25 protein-coding genes and 1 tRNA gene are annotated in these 26,856 nt (G+C 69.8%); 14 read left to right on the top strand and 12 right to left on the bottom strand.

Annotation, left to right across the window (positions count from 1 at the left end; all coding sequences use genetic code 11):
* Nucleotides 1-13 precede the first annotated feature (13 nt).
* From ABD882_RS06860 to ABD882_RS06850, 3 genes are all read left to right on the top strand, one after another.
* On the top strand, nt 14-544 hold the full coding sequence (locus ABD882_RS06860; protein ID WP_345185862.1) for a DUF6993 domain-containing protein: 531 nt from the start codon (nt 14-16) through the stop codon (nt 542-544).
* 98 nt (nt 545-642) lie between these two features.
* The gene (gene ettA, locus ABD882_RS06855) at nt 643-2,322 is read left to right on the top strand and encodes an energy-dependent translational throttle protein EttA (RefSeq protein WP_345185526.1); all 1,680 of its coding nucleotides are present in this window, start codon (nt 643-645) and stop codon (nt 2,320-2,322) included.
* Nucleotides 2,315-2,842 (top strand): acyl-CoA thioesterase, encoded by a 528-nt coding sequence (locus ABD882_RS06850; protein WP_425563337.1) that lies wholly within the window; start codon nt 2,315-2,317, stop codon nt 2,840-2,842. The genes ettA and ABD882_RS06850 overlap by 8 nt, the downstream gene beginning before the upstream one ends.
* 37 nt (nt 2,843-2,879) lie before the next feature.
* Here the strand turns inward: ABD882_RS06850 and ABD882_RS06845 are convergent, their stop codons facing one another.
* Nucleotides 2,880-3,764, bottom strand: a complete 885-nt coding sequence (locus tag ABD882_RS06845) for an acyl-CoA thioesterase (RefSeq protein ID WP_345185524.1) — start codon at nt 3,762-3,764, stop codon at nt 2,880-2,882.
* A gap of 64 nt (nt 3,765-3,828) precedes the next feature.
* Between ABD882_RS06845 and ABD882_RS06840 the strand changes: the two genes are divergently transcribed.
* Nucleotides 3,829-4,494, top strand: coding sequence for a DUF8185 domain-containing protein (locus tag ABD882_RS06840; RefSeq protein WP_345185521.1), 666 nt, complete (start codon nt 3,829-3,831; stop codon nt 4,492-4,494).
* 48 nt (nt 4,495-4,542) lie between these two features.
* Here ABD882_RS06840 and ABD882_RS06835 read toward each other — a convergent pair whose 3' ends face one another.
* From ABD882_RS06835 to ABD882_RS06815, 5 genes are all read right to left on the bottom strand, one after another.
* On the bottom strand, nt 4,543-6,213 hold the full coding sequence (locus tag ABD882_RS06835) for an FAD-binding dehydrogenase (RefSeq protein WP_345185519.1): 1,671 nt from the start codon (nt 6,211-6,213) through the stop codon (nt 4,543-4,545).
* A 37-nt stretch (nt 6,214-6,250) separates the two neighbouring features.
* Nucleotides 6,251-6,688 (bottom strand): globin, encoded by a 438-nt coding sequence (locus ABD882_RS06830; RefSeq protein ID WP_345185518.1) that lies wholly within the window; start codon nt 6,686-6,688, stop codon nt 6,251-6,253.
* A complete protein-coding gene (locus ABD882_RS06825; protein ID WP_345185516.1) occupies nt 6,685-7,809 on the bottom strand; it encodes a mechanosensitive ion channel family protein in 1,125 nt (374 codons plus the stop codon). Before ABD882_RS06825 ends, ABD882_RS06830 begins: the two co-directional genes overlap by 4 nt.
* A 107-nt stretch (nt 7,810-7,916) precedes the next feature.
* On the bottom strand, nt 7,917-10,505 hold the full coding sequence (pepN, locus tag ABD882_RS06820) for an aminopeptidase N (protein ID WP_345185515.1): 2,589 nt from the start codon (nt 10,503-10,505) through the stop codon (nt 7,917-7,919).
* Nucleotides 10,506-10,653: 148 nt separating this feature from the next.
* Nucleotides 10,654-12,177 (bottom strand): HNH endonuclease signature motif containing protein, encoded by a 1,524-nt coding sequence (locus tag ABD882_RS06815; RefSeq protein ID WP_345185514.1) that lies wholly within the window; start codon nt 12,175-12,177, stop codon nt 10,654-10,656.
* A gap of 220 nt (nt 12,178-12,397) precedes the next feature.
* Between ABD882_RS06815 and ABD882_RS06810 the strand changes: the two genes are divergently transcribed.
* Nucleotides 12,398-13,588 (top strand): ferrochelatase, encoded by a 1,191-nt coding sequence (locus tag ABD882_RS06810; protein WP_345185512.1) that lies wholly within the window; start codon nt 12,398-12,400, stop codon nt 13,586-13,588.
* A 24-nt stretch (nt 13,589-13,612) separates the two neighbouring features.
* Here the strand turns inward: ABD882_RS06810 and ABD882_RS06805 are convergent, their stop codons facing one another.
* On the bottom strand, nt 13,613-14,485 hold the full coding sequence (locus ABD882_RS06805; RefSeq protein WP_345185510.1) for an SDR family oxidoreductase: 873 nt from the start codon (nt 14,483-14,485) through the stop codon (nt 13,613-13,615).
* Nucleotides 14,482-14,919 carry a nuclear transport factor 2 family protein gene (locus ABD882_RS06800; RefSeq protein ID WP_345185509.1) on the bottom strand — a complete coding sequence of 146 codons (438 nt, stop codon included), beginning with the start codon at nt 14,917-14,919 and terminating at the stop codon, nt 14,482-14,484. The genes ABD882_RS06805 and ABD882_RS06800 overlap by 4 nt, the downstream gene beginning before the upstream one ends.
* A gap of 60 nt (nt 14,920-14,979) precedes the next feature.
* Here ABD882_RS06800 and ABD882_RS06795 point away from each other — a divergent pair, with 60 nt between their 5' ends.
* Genes ABD882_RS06795 through ABD882_RS06775 form a run of 5 tightly spaced genes read left to right on the top strand, consistent with a single transcriptional unit; the run spans nt 14,980 to nt 19,352 of the window.
* Entirely contained in the window at nt 14,980-15,627 is a 648-nt protein-coding gene (locus ABD882_RS06795) for a TetR/AcrR family transcriptional regulator (protein WP_345185508.1), read from the top strand.
* 47 nt (nt 15,628-15,674) lie between these two features.
* Nucleotides 15,675-16,160, top strand: a complete 486-nt coding sequence (locus ABD882_RS06790; protein ID WP_345185506.1) for a ribose-5-phosphate isomerase — start codon at nt 15,675-15,677, stop codon at nt 16,158-16,160.
* Nucleotides 16,160-17,164: an Fpg/Nei family DNA glycosylase gene (locus ABD882_RS06785; RefSeq protein ID WP_345185505.1), complete on the top strand. Its 1,005-nt coding sequence runs from the start codon at nt 16,160-16,162 to the stop codon at nt 17,162-17,164. The genes ABD882_RS06790 and ABD882_RS06785 overlap by 1 nt, the downstream gene beginning before the upstream one ends.
* A gap of 35 nt (nt 17,165-17,199) precedes the next feature.
* Nucleotides 17,200-17,850 carry an FMN-binding negative transcriptional regulator gene (locus ABD882_RS06780; RefSeq protein WP_345185504.1) on the top strand — a complete coding sequence of 217 codons (651 nt, stop codon included), beginning with the start codon at nt 17,200-17,202 and terminating at the stop codon, nt 17,848-17,850.
* Nucleotides 17,847-19,352 (top strand): amidohydrolase, encoded by a 1,506-nt coding sequence (locus tag ABD882_RS06775; protein ID WP_425563336.1) that lies wholly within the window; start codon nt 17,847-17,849, stop codon nt 19,350-19,352. The genes ABD882_RS06780 and ABD882_RS06775 overlap by 4 nt, the downstream gene beginning before the upstream one ends.
* Nucleotides 19,353-19,381: 29 nt before the next feature.
* Here ABD882_RS06775 and ABD882_RS06770 read toward each other — a convergent pair whose 3' ends face one another.
* Complete coding sequence (locus ABD882_RS06770; protein WP_345185503.1) at nt 19,382-19,864, bottom strand: Dps family protein; 483 nt, start codon at nt 19,862-19,864, stop codon at nt 19,382-19,384.
* A gap of 204 nt (nt 19,865-20,068) precedes the next feature.
* On the opposite strand from ABD882_RS06770, the gene ABD882_RS06765 reads away from it, so the two are divergent.
* The 3 genes from ABD882_RS06765 to ABD882_RS06755 all read left to right on the top strand — a co-directional run bounded on the left by ABD882_RS06765 (nt 20,069) and on the right by ABD882_RS06755 (nt 22,856).
* A complete protein-coding gene (locus tag ABD882_RS06765; protein ID WP_345185502.1) occupies nt 20,069-22,177 on the top strand; it encodes an acyltransferase family protein in 2,109 nt (702 codons plus the stop codon).
* A 25-nt stretch (nt 22,178-22,202) separates the two neighbouring features.
* Nucleotides 22,203-22,733, top strand: a complete 531-nt coding sequence (locus ABD882_RS06760) for a gamma carbonic anhydrase family protein (protein WP_345185501.1) — start codon at nt 22,203-22,205, stop codon at nt 22,731-22,733.
* Nucleotides 22,734-22,782: 49 nt separating this feature from the next.
* Nucleotides 22,783-22,856: transfer RNA gene (locus ABD882_RS06755), tRNA-Ile, on the top strand.
* Nucleotides 22,857-22,944: 88 nt separating this feature from the next.
* Here the strand turns inward: ABD882_RS06755 and ABD882_RS06750 are convergent.
* Nucleotides 22,945-23,250, bottom strand: a complete 306-nt coding sequence (locus ABD882_RS06750; protein WP_345185500.1) for a low temperature requirement protein A — start codon at nt 23,248-23,250, stop codon at nt 22,945-22,947.
* Between ABD882_RS06750 and ABD882_RS06745 the strand changes: the two genes are divergently transcribed.
* Nucleotides 23,249-23,413: a hypothetical protein gene (locus tag ABD882_RS06745; protein ID WP_345185499.1), complete on the top strand. Its 165-nt coding sequence runs from the start codon at nt 23,249-23,251 to the stop codon at nt 23,411-23,413. The two genes, ABD882_RS06750 and ABD882_RS06745, sit on opposite strands and share 2 nt — an antisense overlap.
* Nucleotides 23,414-23,432: 19 nt before the next feature.
* Here ABD882_RS06745 and ABD882_RS06740 read toward each other — a convergent pair whose 3' ends face one another.
* The gene (locus tag ABD882_RS06740) at nt 23,433-24,698 is read right to left on the bottom strand and encodes an alpha/beta fold hydrolase (RefSeq protein ID WP_345185498.1); all 1,266 of its coding nucleotides are present in this window, start codon (nt 24,696-24,698) and stop codon (nt 23,433-23,435) included.
* Nucleotides 24,698-26,698, bottom strand: coding sequence for a GmrSD restriction endonuclease domain-containing protein (locus ABD882_RS06735; RefSeq protein ID WP_345185497.1), 2,001 nt, complete (start codon nt 26,696-26,698; stop codon nt 24,698-24,700). Before ABD882_RS06735 ends, ABD882_RS06740 begins: the two co-directional genes overlap by 1 nt.
* Nucleotides 26,699-26,856: the final 158 nt, after the last annotated feature.

The following is a 26,856-nucleotide window of genomic DNA, read 5'->3' as shown; positions in this document are numbered from 1 at the left end:
GGGGGTGCGCGGAATGAGGACGGGAAAGCGGCGTTCTCACGGCGCGCGCCTGCTCGGTTCTCGTCTGCTGGCGGCTCTCGCCCTCGGCTCCGCGGCGCTCGTGCTGAGCGGGTGCACCGTCGGCCCATCGCAGGCGAGCACCGGCCCCGCCGCGGCTGCGTCGGCATCCACGTCGGCCGGGCCGGGCGCCACGCCGGAGACGGCCGCGCCCGCCCTGAATCCGGCCGGATCCGCGAAGGACAACCTGCCGTACTTCACGACGATCGTCGCCCGGGTCTGGGCGTCCGACGCTCGCGGATCCGATCGCGCGTACATCGACGCCCTGAGCGCCGGGGGCTTTGCGCGGGCCGACATGCAGATGACGGCCGACACCACGACGGTCGGAAATCCGGCGGAGAGCTTCCAGTTCTCGGTGCGCTGGGGGGCGACCGAGTGCCTCGTCGGGCAGGTCGGGCCGTCCACGGGTGATCCCGTCACGGCGGTGCTGCCGCAGCTTGCCGGCGGTCGGTGCCTGATCGGCGACACCCCGCCCGTCGGCGGGTAGCGGGCGCAGGTAGGCTGAAGAGTCGATCCTGCGGCCCGAGGCCGAGGACGACCCACTGCTTTCGCAACCGTCGCCTGCACGACAGAAGGAGCGCCCCCGTGGCCGAATACATCTACTCCATGGTCCGCGCCCGAAAGGCGGTCGGCGAGAAGCTGATCCTCGATGACGTCACGATGGCCTTCCTGCCCGGCGCGAAGATCGGCATGGTCGGCCCGAACGGCGCCGGAAAGTCGACGATCCTGAAGATCATGGCGGGCCTCGACACGCCCTCCAACGGCGAGGCCAAGCTCAGCCCCGGATTCAGCGTGGGCATCCTCATGCAGGAACCGGAACTGGACGAGTCCAAGACCGTGCTGGAGAACATCGAGGAGGGCGTGGCCATCAAGGCCAAGCTCGACCGCTTCAACGAGATCTCGGCGCTGATGGCCGACCCGGACGCCGACTTCGACGCGCTGCTGGCCGAGATGGGCGTGCTGCAGGAGGAGATCGACGCGGCAGACGGCTGGGACCTCGACTCCCAGCTGGAGCAGGCGATGGACGCCTTGCGGACCCCTCCCGGCGACGCCAGCGTGCAGAACCTCTCGGGTGGCGAGAAGCGCCGCGTGGCGCTGGCGAAGCTGCTGCTGCAGAAGCCCGATCTGCTGCTCTTGGACGAGCCCACCAACCACCTCGACGCGGAGAGCGTGCTGTGGCTGGAGAAGCACCTGCAGGCCTACAAGGGCGCCGTGATCGCGATCACCCACGACCGGTACTTCCTCGACAACATGGCCGAATGGATCGCCGAAGTCGACCGCGGCCGGCTCATCGGCTACGAGGGCAACTACTCGACCTACCTGGAGAAGAAGGCTGAGCGCCTCGACATCCAGGGCAAGAAGGACGCCAAGCTCGCCAAGCGTCTCAAGGACGAGCTGGAGTGGGTGCGCTCGAGCGCCAAGGGCCGCCAGACCAAGTCGAAGGCGCGTCTGGCCCGCTACGAGGAGATGGCGACGGAGGCCGAGCGCACCAGGAAGCTCGACTTCGAGGAGATCCAGATTCCGGCAGGTCCCCGCCTCGGCAGCATCGTGATCGAGGCCAAGAAGCTGCAGAAGGGCTTCGACGGGCGGTCGCTCATCGACGGACTCAGCTTCAGCCTGCCGCCGAACGGCATCGTTGGCGTGATCGGTCCGAACGGCGTCGGCAAGACCACGCTGTTCAAGACGATCGTGGGGCTTGAGCCGCTGGACGGCGGCGACCTCAAGGTCGGCGAGACGGTCAAGATCAGCTATGTCGACCAGTCCCGGGCGAACATCGACCCGGACAAGACGCTATGGGAGGTCGTCTCCGACGGACTCGACATCATGATGGTCGGCAAGGTCGAGATCCCCTCCCGCGCCTATGTCTCCAAGTTCGGCTTCAAGGGTCCCGACCAGCAGAAGAAGGCCGGAATCCTCTCCGGCGGTGAGCGCAACCGCCTGAACCTCGCGCTGACGCTGAAGGAGGGCGGCAACCTGCTGCTGCTCGACGAGCCGACCAACGACCTCGACGTGGAGACCCTCGGCTCCCTCGAGAACGCGCTGCTCGAATTCCCCGGCTGCGCGGTGGTGATCACCCACGATCGGTGGTTCCTGGATCGCATCGCGACGCACATCCTCGCCTACGAGGGCACCGACGAGAACCCCGACCAGTGGTACTGGTTCGAGGGCAACTTCGAGGCCTACGAGGCGAACAAGATCGAGCGTCTCGGCGCCGACGCAGCGAACCCGCACCGCTCCACGCACCGCAGGCTCACGCGTGACTGAGGACGCCGCCATCGCGTCGGCCCCGGGGGACACCTCGGCGGCCGGCGCCGGGGAGCGCCTGCACATCCCGATCCACCTGCGCTGGGGCGACCTGGACGCGTTCAACCACGTCAACAACACCTCGATGCTGAAGCTGCTCGAGGAGGCGCGGGTGAGGGCGTTCTGGCGTCCCGGTGAGGGGGAGCACGGACCCAGCACGGCCGTGCTCGACTCCGGGATCGACGCGGGCGCCCTCACGCTCGTCGCCCGGCAGGAGATCGAATACCTCGCTCCGGTGCCGTATCAGCGGCATCCGCTCGAGGTGCAGATGTGGTTCGGCAAGCTCGGCGGATCCAGCGTCGAGGTCTGCTACGAGGTTCTCAACGACCCCGCGATCGAGGAGCGGATCCTGTACGCGCGCTCGACGGCGGTCATCGTGCTCGTCGACGCGCGGACGGGGCGTCCGATCCGGATCAGTCCGGAGATGCGCGCCGCCTGGGAGCCGTACACGGGCCCGTCGATCGTCTACGCGCACCGCTGAGCGAGGCCGGCACCGGGCGCTGACCCGGCGAAGCTGGTCAGGCCTCGGGCACCCGGATCGTGATCTCCTGGGCGACGCTCGCGATCAGCGTCCCCTCCCGGTCGTAGATCCGCCCGCTGGCGAGACCCCGCCCGCCGCGGGCGTTCGGGGACTCCTGCACGTAGAGCAGCCAGTCGTCGACGCGGCCGGGGCGGTGCCACCACATGGCGTGATCGAGGCTCGCGACCTTGAGGCCCGGCGTCTGCCAGCTGAGCCCGTGCGCGCGCAGGATCGACTCCTGGATCGACATGTCGCTGAGGTAGGCGAGCGCCGCGCGGTGCAGCGCGGGATCGTCGGGAAAAGGGGCGCGCATGCGCATCCAGACCGCCTGCTGCGCGGCCTTCTCGACACCCGCCTCGAGGAAGAGCGGCCTTTCCACGTGCCGCATGTCGACGGGGCGATCGGTCAGCAGCTGACGGGCCAGCGGATGCATCCCCTCGGACAGCTCCTCATCCGTCGGCAGTCCTTCGGGCCCCGGGATGCCCTCCGGCATCGCCACGGCGTGGTCGATGCCGGGATTGTCGTCCTGGAACGACGCGATCATCGAGAAGATCGGCACGCCGTTCTGGTAGGCCTGGCAGCGTCGGGTGGAGAACGAGCGGCCTTCGTGGATCCGGTCCACGGCGAACGTCAGCCCCTCGGTGGCGTCGCCCGCGCGCAGGAAGTACCCGTGCATGGAGTGCGCGACGCGTCCGGCGGGCAGCGTGCGCTCCGCGGCGACGAGGGACTGTCCGAGCACCTGGCCGCCGTAGATCCGCCCCGTCGGCATCGGATGCGAGGCCCCGGTGAAGATGTCCTCGGTGGTGCGTGCCTCGGACGCGTCGAGATCGAGGATCCCCAGTAGCATCTCGACGGACCGGCGGGCGTCCTCATCCGAGCTCATGGGATCCTCTCGCTGGCACTGCGCGCGCCGTGGGGAGGCGTCGCCGGTTGCTAGTTTAGATGGCGTGCCCACCCCGCTGATCCTCGCCGACGCCGACACCGCGCGCGACGCGCTCACGTTCGTCTCCCGCGCCGCACAGGCCTCCGATGACGGCGTGCGCCTGCAGGCCGAGGGCGGGATCCTGGCGATGACCGCGGCGGCCCTGGCGCCGCAGAGCCTGTTCGATGCAACTCCGACCATCCTCGCGATGCGCATCGTGCGGGCCGACCCCGAGCTGCGCTGTGACATCGTGGTCGACCAGCTCACCGCGACCGAGGACCCGAGCGCGCTGGCGCTGCCGGACACCGGCCGCAGCCCGGCATGGGCGGGCGTGGCCCCGCCGCGCGGCGGCTGGCACCCCGCCGGCGTGCTGAGCGCCGACGTCATCGCGCAGCGGGCGCAGTGGGGGATCTCGGCCGTCGCGCACGGTGCGCCGGCAGGTGCGGGGGAGGACGCGGTGCGGGCCCTGCGCGCCGCGATCTGGGGCGAGCCGGACGAGGACCTCGGCGGGTTGCCTCGGGGGATCGCTTTCGCGGCGCACGCGTTCGGGTTCATCTCGGGCGCTGAGAAGGTGTCGGTGACGGCATCCGGACGGTGGACGCGTCTCGCGTTCGCCCGTGGGCACGTGCTCAGCCGCGGCCCCGCCGCGGTGGGGCTCACAGCCGTGCGCTCGACCGGTGCGTCGGCCTAGGCGTACCGACCTCGACCCCGCAGGAACCTGCGCTCAGCCGGCCTGCGCTCAGCCGGCCTGCGCGGCCGCGCGACCTGCCTGGCGCCCGGAGAACAGGCAGCCGCCGAGGAATGTGCCCTCCAGCGCCCGGTAGCCGTGCACGCCGCCGCCGCCGAATCCGCTCGCCTCGCCGGCCGCGTACAGCCCGGGGATGACCTCGCCCCCGGCAGACAGCGCCCGCCCGTCCAGATCCGTCTCCATGCCGCCCAGAGACTTACGGGTGATCACCCGCAGCCGCACGGCGACCATCGGACCTGCGGACGGATCCTGCAGGCGGTGCGGCGTCGCCGTGCGGATCAGCCGGTCGCCGCGGTAGGCGCGGGCGGAGCGCAGCATCGCGATCTGCGCGTCCTTCGTGAAGTCGTTGTCCAGCTCGCGGTCGCGGGCGACGACCTCCTCCCGGACCCGATCCGGATCCAGCGCCTCGCCTCCGGGCAGCGTCTGCATCCGTGCGATGAGTCGGCCGAGATCCGCCTCGACGATGAAGTCCTCGCCCTGATCGAGGAACGCCTGCACCGGATCCGTGGGGCCCTTCGCGAGCCGTGAGCGCACCAGCAGCGGCACGTCCTTGCCGGTGAGATCGGGATTCTGCTCGCTCCCGGACAGGGCGAACTCCTTCTCCACGATCTGCCGGGTCGTGACGAACCAGGAGTGGTCGTGTCCGGTGGCGCGCAGGTGCGCGAGCGTGCCCAGCGTGTCGAAGCCGGGGTAGAGCGGCACGGGAAGGCGCCGACCGGTCGCGTCCAGCCAGAGCGAGGACGGACCGGGCAGGATCCGGATGCCGTGACCCGGCCAGACCGGATCCCAGTTGCGGATGCCCTCGACGTAGTGCCACATCCGGTCGCCGTTGATGAGTCGGGCGCCGGCCGTGGCGGCGACCGACTGCATGGATCCGTCGACGTAGGCGGGGACGCCGGTGAGCATCTCGGCGGGCGGGGCTCCGAGGCGCTCGGGCCACGCGGCACGGACGAGGTCGTGGTTGCCGCCGATGCCGCCGGAGGAGACGACTGTCGCCGCGGCCGTGATCTGGAACGCGCCGATCGGCTCCCGGCCGCTCTCGACGCCGCGGGCGGCGGCGGAGGACGCGAGGATCTCTCCCTGGGCACCCGTGACGGTGCCGTCCTGCATGGTGAGCGAGCTCACCCGGTGCCGGGGGAGCACGGTGAGTCGTCCGGTCTTCTCGGCCTGTTCCACCGCGGCCTGGAAGGGCGCCACGATGCCCGGCCCGGTGCCCCAGGTGATGTGGAACCGCGGCACCGAGTTGCCCGGTCCGAGCGCGCCGTACCCGCCGCGTTCGGCCCAGCCCACGATCGGGAAGAAGCCCACGCCGCGCTCGCGCAGCCACGAGCGCTTCTCGCCGGCGGCGAACTGCAGATGGGCCTCGGCCCAGCGGCGTGGCCAGGCGTCCTCCTCGCGGTCGAAGCCGGCGTTGCCGAGCCAGTCCTGCCGGGCCAGCTCGTACGAGTCCTTGATGCCCATCCGGCGCTGTTCGGGGGAGTCGACGAGGAAGAGTCCGCCGAAGGACCACCACGCCTGCCCGCCGAGGTTGGTGCGCGGTTCCTGGTCGACGATGATCACCCGTCTGCCCGCCGCGATCGCCTCGGCGGCCGCGACCAGGCCGGACAGCCCCCAGCCGATCACCAGGACGTCGGTGGAGTGGGTGCTGGTCTTCGCCGTCATGAGGTCTCCGTCGATCTCTCGCTGGGTGCGGTCGCTGCTAGAGCGTGGGGCGCCCGCCGGCGTCCGGGCCGACCCCGGACGGTTCGAACGTGTTCACCATCGCATGTGCGGCGCGTTCGAGGTAGTCCCAGAGCGTCGCCTCGTGGATCGGTGCCAGCTGCGCCTCGTCGACCGCGATCCGCATGCAGCGCAGCCAGCGGTCGCGGGCGTCGGGATCGACGTGGAAGGGGATGTGCCGCATGCGCAGCCGGGGGTGTCCGCGGCGTTCGCCGTAGGTCGTCGGCCCGCCCCAGTACTGCTCCAGGAACATCCGGAGCCGCTCGGCGGCAGGACCCAGGTCTTCTTCGGGGTACATCGGCTTCAGCACGGGATCCTGGGCGACCTCGCGGTAGAAGGCGTCGACGAGGCGCTGGAAGGTCTCGTGTCCCCCCACCTGGTCGTAGAACGTCGTGGCGGCGCCGTCGGCGATGCTCATCGGTTGTCCTCTCCGGGGCCCGGCTTGGTGCGCGGCGGGGGCGTGACCGGAGGTGCCTGATCGCCGTCGGCCTTCTTGCGCCGCCAGAAGCCGCGTTCCGCGACGACGGGGATCCCGGTCACAGGATTGGGCCGGGTGCGTGGCGGGTTCGCCCCGCGCACGCGTCGCGCGCCTTCCGGACCCGTGAGCTGCACGGATTGCATGCTCGGGACGGTGAGGTCCATGCCGAGCATGGTGTCGCGCAGCCGCACCCGGAGTTCGCGTGCGACGTCGTCCATCGTGTTCGCGCGCGTCTTGATGACGATCCGCACCACCAGCGCGTCGCCGGTGATGGACTCCAACCCCCAGAGCTCGGGCTTCTCGATGATGCGCGTGCGCCACTTCGGGTCCTTCGCCAGCCCCTGCGCGGTGGCGAGCACAGCATCCTCGACGGCGGAGAGGTCGGCGTCGGCGGGCACGCCGAGGTCGACGATCGCGCGCGCCCAGCCCTGCGACATGTTGCCGAGATGCGTGATCTCGCCGTTGCGCACGTACCAGAGCGTGCCGTTCACGTCGCGCACCTGCGTCACGCGCACGCTCACGTACTCGACGACGCCGGTCGCCCCGCCGCTCGCGAGACGCAGCTCGACCACGTCGCCGATGCCCACCTGATCCTCCGCGACGATGAACATCCCGTTCAGCACGTCCTTGACGATGTTCTGCGCGCCGAAGCCGAGCCCCGCGCCGATGGCCGCGGTGAGCAGGGTCAGGGATCCGAGCAGCGTCGGTTCGACGATGTTCACGCACAGCACGAGCGCGACGATGACGAGCGTCACGTTGACGATGTTCTGCAGGATCGAGCCCAGGGTCCTGGTGCGCTGCACCAGGCGCATGTCGGCGAGCGGCGAGCGCTCGAGCGCCTGGGTGTCGTCGACCTTCGCTTTCGACTTCGCGCCGGCGACGATCCGGCGCACCACGCGGCGGATCACGAGACGGAGCACGAACGCGATCAGCACGCAGACGGCGATCACGATCAGGCAGCCGAGAGCCTTGCCGCCGAGGATGCCGAGGACGCGGAGGGCGTCCGTCCACCAGGTCGCCACCTGGGTGGCCGGATCAGTCGCGAAGGGCACGATGTTCATCGTCTCCGATCCTAGTTCCGAGGCTCTGGGCGGCGACTGATTGCCGGCGACGACGAAGGCGCCGGACGGAGGATCCCATTCGGCGCCTTCGAGCGGTTCGTCCAGGCTCAGGCCTGAGCCGGCTCCTCGTGACCTTCGGCGTCGCGGGCCTGCGCGGCCAGCGCGCGCTCGACGTCCGCAAGGTTCTCGTACACGAGGCGGCGGAGCGCTGGTGCGGCGTCCTGGTTCGCGGACAGCCACGCGCGCGTCGCGTCGCGCAGCGCCCTGTTCGCGAGGCACTTCGGATACAGGCCGACGATGAGGTAGTTCGCGACCTGGAAGGTGCGCCCCTCCCAGATCGACAGCAGGCGGTCGAAGTAGACCGGCACGAACGCCTCGAGCACCGCGGCGCCGGACGGGTGCGTGAAGCCGACCGTCGCAGAACGCACGATCGTGTTCGAGAGGTCGTCGTGGTCGACGAGCGACGACCAGGCGGCCTGCTTCGCCTCGGGCGTGGGCAGCGACGCACGCGCCTGAGCGGCGAACTCGGCGCCCTTCGCGGTGTTGTCGGAGGCGAGGGCGGTGTCGATCGCGGCGTCGTCGACCGCACCCACCGCCGCAAGGCCGACGAGCAGTTGCCAGCTCAGGTCGGTGTCGATCGTGAGGCCGTCGAGCACCAGCGAGCCGTCGCGCAGAGCGCGGACGGTCTCGGCATGCGCGGGCGTCGTCAGCGAGTTCGCGAACGCGGTCACGAACTGCAGCTGGCTGTCCGATCCGGCTTCCGCACCCTGCGCGAGCGACCACAGGCCGTCCGCGACGCGGGTACGCGCGGCGACACGGTGCTCCGGCGTCACGTACAGCGCAGCGGCCGTCTGCAGCTGGCCGAGCGTGGTGCGGACCGTGGTCGACTCGGTCTCGCGGCCGATGTTGCCGAGCACGAGGTCGATGTAGTCGCTGGCGGCGCTCTCGGCGTCGCGTGTCTGATCCCACGCGGCGCCCCAGACGAGCGAGCGGGCGAGCGGGTCGCTGATGTCGGCGAGGTGCGCGACGGCGGTGGCCAGGGAGCGCTCGTCGAGACGGATCTTCGCGTACGCGAGATCCTCGTCGTTCAGGAGCACGAGGTCGGGACGCTTCAGACCCTGCAATTCAGGGATCTCCGTGCGGTCGCCGTCGACGTCCACCTCGACCTGATGCGTGCGCACCAGCGCGCCGTCCGCATCGAGGTTGTAGAAGCCGATGCCGAGGCGGTGCGGGCGGATCGTCGGGTAGTCCGCCGGTGCGGTCTGGGTCACGGCGAAGCGGGAGATGGTGCGGTCGCCGGCTTCGGCGATGACCGGTGCGAGGGTGTTCACACCTGCGGTCTCCAGCCACTTCTTCGACCAGGTGGTGAGGTCGCGGCCGCTGGTCTTCTCCAGCTCGACGAGCAGGTCGCTGAGCTCGGTGTTCTGCCAGGAGTGCTTCTGGAAGTACTCGGACACCCCGGCGAAGAACGCCTCGATGCCCACCCACGCGGCGAGCTGCTTGAGGACGGATCCGCCCTTGGCATACGTGATGCCGTCGAAGTTGACCTGCACGTCGTCGAGGTCATTGATCTCGGCGACGACCGGGTGCGTGGAGGGCAGCTGATCCTGACGGTAGGCCCAGGTCTTCTCCATCGCGTTGAACGTCGTCCACGCCTCGGTCCACTCTGTGGCCTCCGCGGTCGCGATGGTCGACGCCCACTCGGCGAACGACTCGTTCAGCCACAGGTCGTTCCACCACTTCATGGTGACGAGGTCGCCGAACCACATGTGCGCCAGCTCGTGCAGGATCGTGACGACGCGACGCTCCTTGACGGCGTCGGTGACCTTGCTGCGGAACACGTAGGTCTCGGTGAAGGTCACCGCGCCTGCGTTCTCCATCGCGCCCGCGTTGAATTCCGGGACGAAGAGCTGGTCGTACTTCGCGAACGGGTAGGGGACCCCGAACTTCTCCTCGTAGTAGGCGAAGCCCTCGCGGGTCTTGTCGAAGATGTAGTCGGCGTCGAGGAACTCCCACAGACTCCGGCGCCCGTAGACGCCGAGCGGGATGACCCGGCCCGAGGCGCTGGTCAGCTCGGAGAAGGTCTCCTCGTACGGTCCGGCGATGATCGCGGTGATGTAGGACGAGATCCGCGGGGTGGGCTCGAAGCCCCAGGTCGCGACCGCATCAGACACCGAGGACGCGCCGTGCTGGATCGGCTCGGGAGTCGGCGAGTTGGAGACGACCTTCCACGCCGCCGGCGCCGTGACGGTGAACTGGAAGGTCGCCTTCAGATCGGGCTGCTCGAAGACGGCGAACACGCGCCGCGAGTCGGGGACCTCGAACTGCGAATACAGGTAGACCTCGCCGTCGACCGGATCGACGAACCGGTGCAGGCCCTCGCCGGTGTTGGTGTACTCGCAATCGGCGTCGACGATGAGCACGTTGTCCTCGGCGAGACCGTCCAGCGCGATGCGCGAGTCGGCGAACGTCGTGGTGGGGTCGATCGATTCGCCGTTCAGCGTGATCTCGCGCACCTCGCGCGCGATCAGGTCGATGAAGGTCGAGGATCCGGGGGTGGCCGTGAAGCGCACCACGCTGCGGGATCCGAACACCTCCGCACCCTTGGTCAGGTCGAGCGCGATCTCGTACGACTCGGTGTCGATGATCGCGCGGCGCTCCTGCGCCTCGATGCGGGTGAGGTTCTCTCCAGGCACTGCTCAGACTCCCAGGGGTGAGGGTTTCGGCCGCAAGGTCCGCGCTGCTGGCGCCGGCGGCAACCCTCCCACCCTACGCCAGTGGATCTCCGGCGCTGATTCCGGGCGCGGTCGGCGGCGCGGTGGGTCGGTGGGCTTCCGGGCTGGTTTACGGTCCTGGTGGTCCGAGTGCGTCGGCGAGCGTTTCGGCCGCGGTTCTGGTGCTGCCACGCTGTCGGGGTTGTCGCCAGGTGTGGTGGGGGTCCCACCAGTGGGGTCTGCGGATTTCGGGGGTCCCGTGTCTCATGCGGATGGCCCATCCGGAGGTGTCGAGGGTGCGGTGGTGGTGCCAACACAGGCTCACACCGTTGCTGGTGTGGGTGGGGCCGCCGTCGGCCCATTCGTGGACGTGGTGGATTTCGCACCAGGTCGCGGGGATATGGCAGCCCGGGATCACGCATTCCCGATCCCTCAGGGTGATCGCCCGGCGTTGGGTGGCGGTGAAGATCCGCCCGGTGGTGCCGATACTGACGATCTGTCCTCGGTCGTCGAACAGGACCCGCTGGATCCCGCCCGCACACGCCGTGTGCCGCGCCACGGTGATCGGGACATCCCAGCCGGTGCCTTCCACGTGCGCCCGCCCGACCCCGGCCGTGTAGTCGGCGGCGGTGACGGACACGACCAGGGTCGGGGCCGCACCGCCCAGGGTCGGGAACCGACCGGTGCCGGCGGTGGTGGTCAGGATCGCCGCGAACGCATCATGCCGCCGCTGCGCGGGGGTGCGCAGATCCTCCGGATCCGGCACACCCTCCGGATGCGACGGATCCGCTCCGCCGTCCGCGCCGTCCGTGTCATCGACCGGGATGAAGGTGACATCACCCGTGCCGGCACCGTCACCACTGTCGGGGCCTGCCGGTTCGGCGATGCGGGGGTTGAGGAGCGCGTCCAGCAGGCGCTGCAACTGTCCCGCCACCTCCGGCAGCAGCCCGCCCCGGATCGGCACCAACCCGTCCCGGGCACGCCCCAACGTGAGCCCTCGGTTCCGGTTCGCGCGCGCATCCTCGGGTTCGGCCCCGTCCGGGTCCAGGGCGAGCATCAACGCCCGTGCATAGTCGGCGAGCTCATCCGTGGTGGGGGCAGGGCCCGGGCGCCCGTGCTCATCCCGCAAGTCCAACCCGCGGGCGGTGTCCGCCAGCAGTCGGTCCACGGCGTCGCGTTCGGCAGTGCTGATCCGGTTCCCGGCCCGCTCGACCGGGCCGGTCGCGGCCAGCAACCCGGTCACCGAGACCACCCCGTCCCGCAACACCGCACCGAGCGCCGGATACCGGGAGGGAAGCAAGTCGCCCGTGGACAACTGCGTGCCCTGGTACACAGCGTCGCCGGCGGTCACATACCTCCGGGCCGTGCCCGCATCCACCCGCAGGGTGCGTCGCAGCAGTTCGGTCACATCCCGACACCCCGCCGCCGACGACACCCGTTCCGCGGACAGCCGACAATCCCGATCCGCCACCTCCCCGGTGACGGTGGTGAGCACCGCATCCACCCGGCGCTGCACCTGCCCCAGCATCTGCAGCAGGCCGACCAGTTCCGCAGCTGTGGCGTGCTCGAACTGACGGCCCATCTGCACCGACCCGCACACCCCCGCAAGCAGCTGCTCCAACTGCTCGAGGGTGTCTGCCGTGGTCGATGTCATACCCCCATTCAACCCGGGGCCACCGACATTCAAACCCCAGATCCCGATACATAACCGAACTGTGCAGAACTTCCCGAAACTCCTGCCTGTGGAGGACCAACAGGCCGCTGCAACACGTCCCTCCGACAAGCTCAGGGACCGGAGAACCTTGCGATGCCGAAAGTCCACCATTGCAGGGACGTTCGGCGCGAGCAAAGACGGATCGGGGGAGGATGGGAGAGTGAGTGCCCCAGATACGACCGCAGCAACCGTCCCCTTCGCCTCCGCGCCGGCCGCGTGCGGGCCTGAGTTCGTCGAGACCCCCGTCGCCTACGACGGGATCCTGCTCGCGGGCTTCGGGGGGCCGGAGGGACAGGACGACGTCATCCCGTTCCTCCGCAACGTCACGCGCGGGCGGGGGATCCCGGATGAGCGCCTCGAAGAGGTCGCGCACCACTACCGGCACTTCGGCGGTGTGAGTCCGATCAATGCCCAGAACCGCGCGCTGAAGACGGCGCTCGAATCCGAGCTGGCCCGACGCGGCCTCGATCTTCCGGTGTACTGGGGCAACCGCAATTGGGCGCCCTACCTCTCCGATGCCGTGACAGAAGCCTCCGAGAGCGGCGACACGACGCTCCTGGCGTTCGCCACCAGCGCGTACAGCTCGTTCTCCAGCTGTCGTCAGTACCGGGAGGACTTCGCGCGCGTGCTGGAGGAGACCGGACTGGGCGAGACGGTGACCATCGACAAGATCCGCCCGTTCTACGATCACCCCGGATTCGTGGAGACGTTCGTGGAGGGCGTGCGCGCCGCGATCGACGGGTTCACCGCCGACGGCGCGGATCCGTCCGCCGTGCAGGTGCTGTTCACGACGCACAGCGTGCCGACCGATGATGCGTTGCGCTCGGGTCCGCGGGATGTCGACTGGGGCCCCGGGGGCGCCTATGCCGCGCAGCACGAGGCCGTGGCGGCCTGGGTGATGAGTCGCGTGTCGGAGCTTCTGCCCGTGGCCGCAGACGTGCCGTGGGAGCTCGTGTACCAGTCCCGCTCCGGCCCCGCCTCACAGCCCTGGCTGGAGCCGGACATCTGCGACGTGATCGAGGAGCTGCCGGCCCGCGGGCGCATCGCGGTCGCCGTCGTTCCGCTCGGCTTCGTGAGCGACCACATGGAGGTGCTCTGGGATCTCGACACCGAGGCGAAGGATGCAGCCGCCGAGGCAGGGCTCGCGTTCGTGCGCACCCCGACGCCTGGGGTGTCGGACTCCTTCGTCGCGGGGATTGTCGACCTCATCCAGGAGCGTCTGGAGGGACGCCCGGCTGCGGCCCGCGCCCACGTCACCGCTCTCGGCCCGGCTTTCGACGTGTGCCGTCCGGGTTGCTGCGAGAACATCCGCGCAGGCTTCAAGCCGGCGGCGGCGGGCATCGCGCCCTGACAGCGCCGCGGCGGCCAGTGGTGGCTACCGCACCCGGTCGGCGTCCCGCCTCGCGAGAACGTCGTCGATCGTCGTCGCGCCGGGGCGAGCCCGGCGCACGTCCACGGTCATATCCTCGGTGTTCATGACGACGGCGGTCTTCGCCCGCCGAGCGAACGCCGGCGATATCGGCCCCGCCAGCAGCGACATCGCCCGCAGCATCGCCAGCGGGACGTGCGCGATCGCTCCGGGCGGCGTGGATCGGGCCGCCAGTCGCTCCGCGATCTCGGAGAAGCTGAGGTTCTCCGGGCCGATAACGTCGACCATCCGGTTGTTCGCAGCGCTGCGAACGGCATCGAGGATCGCTGTCACCACGTCGTCGACCGACACGAAGTTGATCGGATTCTCGCCCTTGCCGAGGACGATCGCGCCGCGGCCGGGCGTGCGGGCGCCGATCACGTCGATCCAGGTCTCGAGGTAGGCGGTCGGGCGCACGATCGTCCCACGCAGATCGCTCGCGAGCAGGACCTCCTCGGCTGCGTATTTCATCCGGTGCAGGATCATCGGATGCGTGGGGGACGCCCCGTAGGCCGAGAGGAGGACGAATCGCGCGATGCCGGCGGCTGCGGCGGCACCGATCAACGACGCGTTGGCGTCGCGATCGATGGCCTCGGGGCCTGCACCGCGACCTCCGAGGAAACCGTGCACCGCGGAGACGACGGTCTCGCACCCGGCCACGGCAGCGGCCCGCGCGGCCGGATCCCGCACATCGCCGACCACGCTGTCGATCCCGGCGGCACGGAGCGCGGCAGCGGCGGCGTGGTCGCGCGTGAGCACGCGGATGCCGCCGGATTCCGACCGGAGCGCGTCTACGAGCGGCCGCCCCAGGGTGCCGGTACCGCCGGCGATGAGGATCATGGCAGGATCCCTGCCGGCGATGTGCCGGCCGTACGGGCGACCGCCTCGTCGACACCGGTCCCGGAGCGATCGACGGGTTCGAGGTAGAACCGCGCCGAGACCACGTGGCCGTCCGCGATGACGAAGATGATGACACCGCGCATGAGGTGCGGAGTGCCATCCTGTCGCGCACCCGACATCTCCCACTCGGACCACACGGTGTCGCCCGCTGTGGCGGATGCGACCACCCGTGCCGTGAGATCCGGGATCCCCGCGAACAGCTGGGCCCAGTTTCGTCTCACCTGAGTCGCGCCGCGGAACCCCCGGGCGGGATGCACAGGCGTCTCGTTCCGGTAGTCGTCGGCGAAGCACGCGACGAGGGCCTCGAGATCGTGGGCGCTGGTCGCTGCGGCGAGAGCTCGGACGACCTTGGCGGGATCGGTCTGCGGATCCATTTCCGCGCCTCTATTCAGTACAGGTGACTAGATTGAATACGGCAACATAGAATGAACCTGATGAGAAGCGATCAGGGCGAACGCGTATACGACTCGAGCCGCAGGCGCGCGCAGGCGAGCAGGAACCGAGAGGCGATCCTCGACATCGCGCGCGCGGAGTTCTTCGCGAACGGCTACGCCTCGACCACGATGGCGTCGATCGCGAAGGCGTCCGGGTTCTCCGTCGACACCGTGCACAAGGCGTTCGGGGGCAAGGCGGGGCTCGTGCGCGCCCTGTACGAGCGCGGACTCGGGGGAGCGGGGCCTGTTCCCGCATGGGTGCGGTCGGATGACATGCAGGAGCACGAGCGGGATCCGCACGCGATCGTGCGGAGCTGGGGCGAGCTCAGCAGCGAGGTCGCACCGCTCGTGGTCCCGATCCTGTTGCTGATCAGGGACGCGGCGGCGTCGGATCCCGAGATGGCGCTGCTCCTGCGGCAGAGCGAGGACGAGCGCCGCGAGCGGATGCGCCGCAACGCACACACGCTGGCCGACGCCGGGCACCTGCGGTCGGGAGTCGCCCTGGACGAGGCCGCGGACGTGCTGTGGGCTTACAGCGCCCCGGAGACGTACGAGCGCCTGGTGCTGCGCTGCGGCTGGGATGCGTCGCGATACGGCCGTTTCGTCGGAGACGCACTGGCGGCAGCCCTGCTGAGACCGCCGTGCTGAGCGGAGGGTGCTGTCCGCACCCTCACGACGCTCCCTAGGATTGAGCCATGCGCATCCATATCGCCACCGATCACGCCGGTCTCGAGTTCTCCACGCAACTGCAGCACCACCTCGCCGAGGCGGGGCACGAGGTCGTCGACCACGGACCGATCGAGTACGACGCGCTCGATGACTACCCGGCGTTCTGCATCCGGGCCGCACAGGCGACGATCGCGGACCAGCGCGCGGGTGTCGACGCGCTCGGCATCGTGTTCGGCGGGTCCGGCAACGGCGAGCAGATCGCGGCGAACAAGGTCGAGGGGATCCGCGCTGCGCTGGTATGGAGCATCGCCACCGCAGAGCTCGCCCGCGAGCACAATGACGCGAACGTGATCGCGATCGGGGCGCGCCAGCACACGTTCGATGAGGTCACGGGCTTCATCGACCGCTTCATCGCCACGCCGTTCTCGAACGAGGAGCGGCACGTGCGCCGGATCGGCCAGATCGCCGACTTCGAGCGCGACGGTTCTCTGCTGCCCGACCCGCGCGCCTGATGCCCGAGGGCCATTCCGTCCACCGCATCGCCCGGCAGTTCGCGCGCAACTTCGTCGGCAAGCCGGTCTCCGCGTCGAGCCCGCAGGGCCGCTTCGCGGAGGGCGCCGCCCTGCTCGACGGCCGGATCGTGGAGAGCGTCCAGGCCGTCGGCAAGCAGATGTTCTTGGAGACCGAGGGCGATCTGTGGCTGCGTGTGCATCTCGGCCTCTACGGCGCCTGGGACTTCTCTGGCGAGATCCTCGTCGACCCGACGATCGCGTCGGCGAACGGACGGATGGGGCAGACGAACCAGCGCGGCACCGACCTCGCCGGTGATGCCCCGATCCTCGACAGCGCGGGGGAGAACTCGCTCGCCTCGATCGGCGCACCGCGCAAGACGCGGGTGCACGTGCGCATGTCGGAGGCGACGAAGGGGCTTGCCGACGAGGGTCTGGAGTGGCCGCCGCCCGTGGTCGGGCAGGTGCGGCTGCGTCTGATGACCGATGCCACCTGCGCCGACCTGCGGGGACCGACCGCGTGCGTGCTGCAGACACCGGATGAGAAGCTCGCCACAGTGGCCAGGCTCGGGCCGGATCCGCTCGTGGGCGACCCGGTCCAGAACGAGGAGCGCTTCGTCGCCGCGGTGCGCAAGAAGGCCGCGCCCATCGCCCTGCTGCTCATGGATCAGTCGGTGGTGAGCGGTATCGGCAACGTGTATCGGGCCGAGATGCTGTTCCGTGCGCGTCTGAATCCGCACACGCCGGGCCGGGACGTGCCGGAGCAGATCGTGCGGGGGCTCTGGCGCGATTGGGTGCGGCTGCTCGCGATCGGCGTCGAGACCGGTCAGATGATGACCATGGACGATCTCACGTTCGAGCAGTATCGCGCGGCGATGGCGCATCGCGACGACCGGCACTGGGTCTACCACCGCACGGGTCTGCCCTGCCGGGTCTGCGGGACGGACATCGTGCTCGAGGAGATCGGCGCCCGCAAGCTGTACTGGTGCCCGCGCTGCCAGGCGTAGGGTCCCGGCCGCCGGCAGGCTTCTAAGCTGATCTCATGCGCCAGAACCCCAGTTTCGCCATGACGGATGTTGCAGAGCTCCGGCGGATCATCGCCGCGAATCCGTGGGCGATGCTCGTGGGCCGAGACGAGAACGGGATGACCGCATCACATTACGCGGTGCTGCTGGATCCGGACCGCGAGGACCTCACGATCGTGGCGCACGTCGGGCGCCCGGACGAACGGATCCTGGGCCTCGGCACGCAGGAGCTGATGGTGATCTTCCAGGGCCCGCACGGCTACATCTCTCCCGGCTGGTACGGCGGAGTCGCGGCGGTGCCGACCTGGAACTACGTGGCCGTGCACCTGTCCGGGGTGCCGGAGCTGCTCGACACCGAGGAGAACCTGCGCGTGCTGGAGCATCTCGTCGATCATTTCGAGGGACGGCTGACCGACCCCCGCGGCATGTGGGTCCCGCCGAACGACGACGCCTTCGTCCGTCGGATGGAGGCGGGCACGATCGGCTTCCGGCTCACCCCGACCAGGGTCACCGCGAAGCGCAAGCTCAGCCAGAACAAGCCGGACGACGTGATCGAGAACGTCATCCTCGAGCTGCGGGGTGACGGCGTCTACGCGAACGCCGCCCTCGCCGCCGAGATGCAGCGCGCCCATGACGCGAGGCTGTCAGCGCGGGCGGCGGTCGAGTGACCGGCGCCGAGGGCGGGACCGTCTCCGCGCTCCGTGCCGTGCGCATCGCCACACCGGATCGGCGCCTGCTCGCCGTGGACGGTCCCGTCGATGTGCTGCTCGAAGACGGACGGATCGCCGATATCGCCCCGACGGGGGCTCTGCCGCTTCGTGGCGAGATCCTCGACGGCGACGGCGGCTGGGTGATCCCGGGGCTCTGGGATCACCACGTGCACACGGTGCAGTGGGCGCTGGCGGCGCAACGTGAAAACCTCGCCGATGCTTCGAGCGCGGCCGAGGCGGCGGCGCTCATGGCCGACGCGCCGGTGCTCGGTGGCGGGCGCCGCGTCGGCGCGGGTTTCCGCAGCAACCGGTGGACGGATCGCCCGGAGCTTGCGCTCCTCGACGCGCGCACGGGCGAGGTGCCGACCTATCTCATCGGCGCCGATGTGCACAGCGTGTGGATGAACTCGGCGGCGTTCCGGCGCGAGGGCTTCCCGGCGCCGTCGGACGGCGTGCTGCGCGAGGAGGACGCGTTCGAGATCTCCCGCCGGCTGAACGCCGCGGATCCTCGGATCGCCGACCTCGCCGTGTCCGACGCGGCGAGACGGGCCGCGAGCCGCGGCATCGTGGGACTGGTCGACTTCGACATGGCGTGGAACGCCGAGGCCTGGTCTCGCCGGATCGCCGCCGGCTTCGACACGCATCGCGTCGAGTTCGCCGTGTATCCGCACGATCTCGACCGCGCGATCGCCGCACGGCTCGCCACCGGGGATCCGCTCCCCGACGACCCGCGGGGCCTCGTCCGGGTCGGGCCGCTGAAGATCATCTCCGACGGATCGCTGGGCACCCGCACGGCCGCGTGCAGTCACGGCTATGCCGACGACCCGCACAACCACGGCGTGCTCACCGTCCCGCCCGCCGAACTGCAGGAGCTGCTGATCCGCGCCACCGGCGCCGGGCTGGGCATCGCGCTGCACGCGATCGGTGACCTCGCGGTCACGGCCGCTCTCGACGCGTTCACGGTGACAGGTGCGCACGGCACCATCGAGCACGCGCAGCTCGTCCGGCACGGCGACCTGGCCCGGTTCGCCCGGCTCGGTGTCGCGGCCAGCGCGCAGCCGCAGCACGCGCTGGATGACCGCGACGCGGCCGACGTGCTGTGGGCGGCGCAGACGGCGATCCCGTATCCGCTCGCCTCGCTGCACCGCGCCGGCGCGACGCTGCGATTCGGATCCGATGCGCCCGTCGCACCGCTGGACCCGTGGCAGGCCATCGCGGCCGCCGTGTTCCGCAGTGATGACGGTCGTGAGCCGTGGCACCCCGAGGAGCGTCTCGACGTCGAGACCGCTCTCGCCGCGAGTGCGCACGACGGCACCGACGGCGGTGCGGGCCTCCGCCCGGGCGCCGCGGCGGACCTCGTGGTGATCGGTGCGGACCTCGCCACGGCGGGCCCACGCACGCTGCGCGAGATGCCGGTCGGCGCGACGCTCGTCGGCGGTCGGGTGACCTACGCGGTGTAGGGGGTGGACGAAGGGGCCGCTGATCCGCGTCAGGCGGCGATGTGCGACACCAGGAACCAGCGGTCCTTCTCGAGGCCACGCTGGATCTCGATCGCGACATCCTGGCTGGTCAGGTCGATCTCGTCGAGACCGTCGACCGCGGCCTTCACGGTCACCAGGATCGCGTCGATGTCGGCGATCACGGCGCGGACCAGCTGATCGGACTGCGTGAATCCGGCGGGGACGTTCGTGGCGCCCGCCTTCTCGGCGACGACCGTGGCGCGCGCATCGATCGGAAGGCCGAGTGCCACGATGCGCTCCGCGGCGGTGTCGGCGAAGTCGCCGGCGTGATCCACGATCACATCGAGCAGCTCGTGCACGCCGACGAAGTTCGCGCCGCGCACGTGCCAGTGCGCCTGCTTGCCGTTCACGGTGAGAGCCTGCAGGCCCAGCACGACCGGGGTGAGGAACTGCGCGGCGCCGGCGGCGACGGTCGGGTCGGCAGAAGTGGTGGCGGTGGTGGTGGCGCTCATGGTGTCTCCTCGGTGCTTTCGACTGCGGGCGTGCGGTGATGTCTTTGCTCAACGCTACTCGGCGGGGAATGTTCCGCAACCAAGCTGAGGCAACGCTAACTCGCTGATCAACGCCGATTTCGGCAAGGCTTGCCTTGGTGGGGATGGGCGGCAACGCCGCGTGTGAAGGCGGGAGGAGCCGGAGATCCGGGATACCTTCGTGAGGTGGCTTCAGCAGGTACCTCCTCCCGCGCGGCTCTGCGCCGTTCCCGTACGACGACCGTGGACAAGGTCGGAGCCAACTTCATTCCGCACGTGCAGGGTCTGCGTGCGATCGCCGTCCTCGCTGTGGTGCTCTACCACTTCTGGCCGGGGCGCCTGAGCGGCGGATACGTCGGCGTCGACATCTTCTTCGTGATCTCCGGATTCCTGATCACCGCCCACCTGGCGCGCGAGCTCACTTCGACGGGCTCTGTGAAGCTCGGGCAGTTCTGGGCCCGCCGCGCCCGACGGCTGCTGCCCGCGTCGCTGCTCGTGCTGCTGTTCAGCGCGATCGTGGCGTCCGTTCCGCTGCTGTCGCCGACGTCTCAGCTGCCCGCGCAGCTGAAGGAGATCGTCGCCTCCACGTTCTACGTCGAGAACTGGTATCTGGCGCTGAACTCCGCGGACTACCTCGCCCATTCCGGGGACCCGACCATGGTGCAGCACTACTGGTCGCTGTCGCTGGAGGAGCAGTTCTACGTGCTCTGGCCGCTGATCATGCTGCTGGCGGCATGGATCGCGGTGAAGTTCTTCCGCGGCTCCCGGCTGCGGGCGGCGGCGATCGCCATCGGCGTGGTCTCCGTAGCATCGTTCGTGTTCTGCGTGGTCTACACCCTGACCAACCCGGCGCCGGCCTACTTCGTGACGTTCGGGCGCATGTGGCAGTTCGGCGTCGGCGCCCTGCTGGCGCTCGTGCCACGCCTGCGCGTGCAGAACGCGATCGGGAGCTTCATCCTCGGCTGGGGCGGCATCATCGTGCTGCTCGTCGTGATCTACCGTTTCGACGGCCAGACCCCGTTCCCCGGCTACATGGCAGCGATCCCGACCCTCGCCGCCGCAGCCGTGATCGCCGCCTCGAACACGCAGCGCTGGTGGTACCCGACTCGGATCCTCGCGATCCGACCCATGCGCTTCACCGGGGACATCTCGTACAGCCTCTACCTGTGGCACTGGCCGCTGATCATCATCGCGCCCTCGGTGCCGTTCTGGGGTCTCACCATCTATCACCGGGTCGCGCTCGTCGGCATCTGCTTCCTGCTCGCCTGGCTGACCAAACGCTTCGTCGAGGATCCGCTGCGCACCTGGAAGCCGCTGACCGCGCGGCGTCCGCGAGTGTCCCTCTGGGCCGCGCTGGCGGCGATGGTCATCGTCGCGGGCGTGTCCGGAGCGGGGTGGGCGGCGAACGCCTCCACGTACGACGCCGGTGTGGCCGCGATCGCGCAGCTGCGTGCGAACCCGCCGGCCTGCTTCGGCGCCGCGGCTGTGCTCGACGCGTCGTGCGCGGGGAAGAAGACCGACGAGATCCTGCCCGCGCCGGGGTTCGCCGGCGTCGACCGGCCGGAGGAGTCACAGTGCTTCGTGCAGCTGAACGACGCGCGAGCGGTCTCCTGCGAATTCGGCTCGAAGGATCCGAGCGCCAAGCAGGTCGCCCTGATCGGCGACAGCCACGCGTACCAGCTCCTGACCACCTTCCAGGCGATCGCGGAGAAGGAGGGCTGGCACCTCACCACCTTCTTCAAGGGCGCCTGCCCGTGGAACACGACCCCGCTGTCGACCGGCGGAGCCTTCGGCGACGCCTGCACGCAATACCGTGCCGCGGTCGCGCAGAAGCTGCAGCAGAAGCACTTCGACGTGATCTTCACCGCAGCGCTCTCCACGACCCCCTATTCCGCGAACGGCCAGGGCTCGTCCTACGAGGCCGCAGTCGCGGGCTACAAGGCGGCGTGGGCTACGCAGACGTCGAAGGGCACGCCCGTCGTCACCGTCGTGGACAATCCGGTCTGGGAGACCGACCCGAACAAGTGCCTGCGCACCCGCGCGCAGAGCGCCTGCGACGGGACGCGTGCCGATGTGCTGACCGAGAAGGATCCGCTCCGCGCTGCGGCCGACGGCGCGAAGGACGTGACCCTGCTGGACTTCACGAAGGTGTACTGCGACGACACGCTGTGCCGCACCGTGGTCGGCGGAGCGAACATCTACCGCGACCAGGATCACCTGACCGTGACGTTCGTGAACTCGCTCGCTCCGCAGTACACCGCGGCCCTGAAGCAGGCGATGGGCGTGGCGGGATGACCCCACGAGCAGGGAGAATCGCATCATGAGCGCAGAAGCCACCGTCCTGTCTCTGCCCGGCCGCGTGCCCGCGATCGATCCCTCGGCGTTCCTCGCCGCGGGGGCGAGGGTGATCGGCGCGGTGACCCTCGGCGAGGGCGCGAGCGTCTGGTATAACGCGGTGCTCCGGGCCGACTCCGACACGATCACGATCGGGCCGGGCAGCAACGCGCAGGACAACGTCTCGGTCCACGTCGACGAAGGCCATCCCGTCGTGATCGGCACCGACGTGTCGATCGGGCACAATGCGGTCGTGCACGGCTGCACGATCGGCGACGGGTCGCTGATCGGGATGGGCGCCGTGGTGCTCTCCGGCGCGGTGATCGGATCCGAATGCCTCATCGCCGGGGGAGCGCTCGTGCTCTCCGGCACCGAGGTCCCCGATGGATCGCTCGTGGCAGGCGTCCCCGGGAAGGTGCGCCGCGCACTGAGCACCGAAGAACGCGAGGGGCTGCGTGCCAACGCCCGCATCTACCGCGATCACGCCGACACGCATCGCGACGCGACCCCGGCCTGAGCGCTCGCACGCCGATCTTGTCACCGCGGACCGGTAGTCTCAGAAGTCCGGGGCGGTGGCCAAGCTGGTGAAGGCAGTGGGCTCATAACCCAACGATCGCGGGTTCAAGTCCCGCCCGCCCCACTCAGCTCGCTGAGCCCGTCGTGGCCCGGAAGTGCGGACCGGCCCGCGGGGGCGAGGAACGCGACAAGGATCACTGCGAGCGGCAGGATCACGGCGTGCCCAGAGCGAACAGCCATGCCCTTTCCCCGATGGCCTGCGGAGCGGCGACCGCGATCGCGCCGGTCGCAGCCATGGCGGCGAACATGTACGCGGCGAGCGCACGTCGCGTCAGTCCGATCTGCACGTTCACCGTGTAGGTCAGGTTCACCCAAGACCACCACACCGATGCGAACAGGGCCAGGAAGACCTCCGTCCCGGGTGTCGCGCGATGATACGAGGTCTGGCCCGCGCCGGCCGTGGCGCTGTAGCGTAAGGGCCACCGTCGCACCCGCGACGCCTGAAAGGAGTCCGTCATGAACATCCTCTTCATCGTCATCATCGTGATCGCCGTCATCCTGGCCATCACCGGTGGGTTCGTGCAGTCCCTGAACTTCCTGCTCTGGGTCGGGTTGATCCTGCTGGTCCTCGCGGTGATCGCGTGGCTGATCCGTTCGATCACCGGCCGCCGCACTCCCTGAGCACGGCGGCGGGTACGCGTCAGCGGATCCTGCGGTCGTGGGCGAGCTCGATCAGGCGCTCCAGGACGGGGCCGGAGCGCAGGCCGTTGTGCTCGTGCTCGTTCGTGATCCAGAGCCGCAGGTCGGGCATCAGCTCCGCGGTCTCGAGCGAGTACTCGAGCGGCACGTAGACGTCGTTCACGTAGACGCTGGCGGCACCCCGCGCACCCGAAGAGGCGATCGCGGCCGGATCGTAGATCGTCGGCCATTCGTGCTCGGCGAGGGCCAGCGCGACGTCTCGCCACGGCCGGAAGGCGGGCACCGTCTCGGTCCAGTCGCGACGGATGTGCTCGCCGGTGAACAGCGTCACGTCCTCGGCGAAATCGGAGGGCTCCACGCGCTCGGCCGACCAGCCGGTGACGTGACCGCTCGCATAGCTGGACTCGTGGAACACGAAGTAGAGCGGGTTGCGCCCGCCGAACGGCATCGCGTCGGCGAGGTCGTACCGGAACGCGTTGGTCGAAGGATCCAGCTCCAGCAGCTGCCACAGCGTCTGCCAGCCGTCGTTCGTGCCGAGGGCGGATCCGGCCGACCGCAGCCGAGACGGCGAGACGATCTCCCCGTCCGGGAGCACGATGTCGCCCGCCGCGGCCAGATCCACGAGGCGGCGCATCCGCTCACGGTGCTCCGGGAAACGCCGGTAGTACTTCTCCGAAGAGGTGCGCATCTTGTCGTAGCAGAGCGCGTAGACCTCGTCCGGCGTGCGCGTGACCGTGCTCAGACCGCCGGTGATGTAGGCGCGATCGAGCGAGGCGGCATCGGTGGACAGGTACGCGAGGGTCGTGAAACCCCCGAACGACTGGCCCAGCACGTTCCACGTCGGCGCTCCCAGGTGCTCCCGCATCGCCTCGCAGTCGCGCACGATCGCATCCGCGCGCAGGTGCGTGAGGTACTCCGCGACCTGGTCTGCACCGCGCTCCAGGATCCCGTCGCCGACCGGCGTGGAGCGTCCGGTGCCGCGCTGGTCGATCATGACGACGCGGTAGTGCGCGAGGGCCTGGTCGAGCCAGACGGGGGACGCGGGCGCGTGCATCGCTCGCGGCGCCTCGGATCCGGGGCCGCCCTGCAGGAACACGAGGTAGGGGAGGGTCTCGCCGCCCTCACGGGTGACGACGGAGGCGAACACGTCGATCGTGCGCGTGTCGGCGGGATCCGACCACACCAGCGGCACGGTGAGCGTGTGCTCCTCCAGAGTCAGGTCCATCATCCGGCGGCGCAGCACGGGGGCGGCAGAGATCGTCGTCATCACATCACATTTCCGATATAGGAGTACTTCACGAACACTTCCGAGGCAAGACCCGCCTCCTCCAGGAGGCCCTGCACCGCGCTCATCATGTATTTCGAGTCCCACCCCATGTAGAGGAAGTGATTCTCGTCGAGCTCGTCCCACGGGCCCTTCCAGGCCATCTCGGGGTAGATCGGACCGCCGTTGCGCGCGGTGAAGGCGTCGAGCGCCTCGCGGGTGTCGGTCCAGCCCCGGCGGAACACCCGGTTGAACAGGTACTTCACGTCCGGCACGTCCCAGCGCTCTCCGCGGTACTCGACGTACTCGAACTCGCGCTCCCACCCGGCGGGCCAGCCGCGGCGGCGCACCGCGTCGAGGATGGGGGTGAGGCCGTCGTCGTCGATGTCGGTCACGGCCGGACGCGGCCAGATCCGGACGAACGCCGCGGTGAGTGCCGCCGTGCGCCGGGCGATGGCGGCCGTGCCCCAGGTGTCGAGGCCGGCGAGCTCGGCGGTCCCCGCGATCCGGCTGCGCCGATACGTGTCGCGCTTGGCCGGGAAGGAATCGCCGAAGACGCGCTCCGCGAGAGGCTGCTCGATCAGCGCGAGGTTTCCGAGGGTCGAGGCGAGCGCGCGGTGACTGTTCTGCTCGTCCTCGCTGTACTCGCTCCAGAGGCGCTCGCCGTCGCCGGACCAGTTGTTGTGCGGCGCGGGCGGGACGACGTACTCCACGTCGAACCCGGCCGGGTCCTGCAGTCCCTCGAGGCGACCGAGCACGTACAGCGCGTGCGGAAGATCGGCGAACTTGAGCGCGACCCGGATGCGCTCGTCTGACGGCGTGATCCGGGCGAACGCCTTCAGAAGCTGCTCCGGGCCCTCCGCCCTGGCCCGGCACAGGCGTGCGATCAGCCGGTCGGTCGGGACGCCGACGACAGCGCGGCGCAGCAGCAGGGACTGGATCCGCTCCAGCGTGCGGATCAGCTCGTCCTTCGTGATCGTGCCGCGCTGGTGGTCCCGGTAGGCGCTCAGCACGAGCGGGTAGGTCGCACGGCCGAAGGCGTTCACGTACGAGAGCTGCCGGCGGATCTCCGGATCCTGCTCCTCGGTCGGATCGAGCAGCACCCGGTAGATGTCGGAGTACTCCCGCCACACCTGCGCCTGGGTGCGGAGGGCGTCCAGGTCCTGCCCCGGGAACTCGCGCCGGAACGCCTCGTACACCCCGTGCTCGCCCCCGACGGCGACCTCGCGGCCGGTGGTCATGATCAGGAAATGGCGCCAGAACGCGCCGATCGCGTCGCCCGTGCTGCGCTCGATCGGCAGCCAGAACTCGTCCTCGACCTGCTGCTGCTCGGCGTGCGACAACCCCATCAGCACGTAGTTGTGGATGAGCTCGTGATCCCGCAGCGGCTCGCCGGTCGAGTTCAGGCTCTCGAAGATCTGCTGCGCGCTGGCAGCGGGGCCGAGCGTGATCGACACATGCTCGAGACGCTCCAGACCACGCCAGATCCGCGCCGCCTCGTCGGCCTGGATCTGCGAGCGGAAGAACGCATAGTTGTCATCGAAGCGCGATTCCCGCGCGGCGCCGTCCCCGCGGTCCAGCACGACCGACTCGAACAGGTGGGCCCAGGCGTCATGCGGGCGCAGCTTGGTGCGATCGGGATCATCGGCGCGGAGCAGGACGCGGCGGAGTTCCGCGGCGAGGGCCGGATCCGCGTCCCGCACGGCGTGGTGCAGCGCCGCGATCAGGAGCATGAGCGTGGTGATCCGCTGCTGCCCGTCGATGAGGATCAGGTCGGCGTCCGGGTGCGCCGGGTCCTCGGCGGACAGGATCGAGCCGATGAAGTGCCGATGCGCGTCGTCCTCGTCGGCGACGGCGCGGATGTCGGTGAGCAGCTTCTCGCAGCCGCCGATGTCCCAGCGGTACTGGCGCTGATACACGGGCACCACGATCGAGGTGGAGGGGGAGGAGAGCCACTCGATCGTGCTGACGGCGGTCGCCTCGACGTTGGTGGCCGTGCTCATGCTGCTGTGCGTCTCCTCGGATCGGGTCCTGCCGAACCAGTCTATTCAGGGCTCGAGGCGGTTCCGGATATTCACGGGCCGCACTCCGGGGGCCTCGAAGGGGCCGCTGTTAGGCTGGCCTAAGAAGGGCCTGTTAAAACGTGCTGGCCCCTTTATGA

Source organism: Microbacterium panaciterrae, assembly GCF_039541635.1.
GTDB lineage: Bacteria > Actinomycetota > Actinomycetes > Actinomycetales > Microbacteriaceae > Microbacterium > Microbacterium panaciterrae.
The sequence above is the reverse complement of the archived record's forward strand: the minus strand, read 5'-3'. Positions and strand labels throughout refer to the sequence as shown.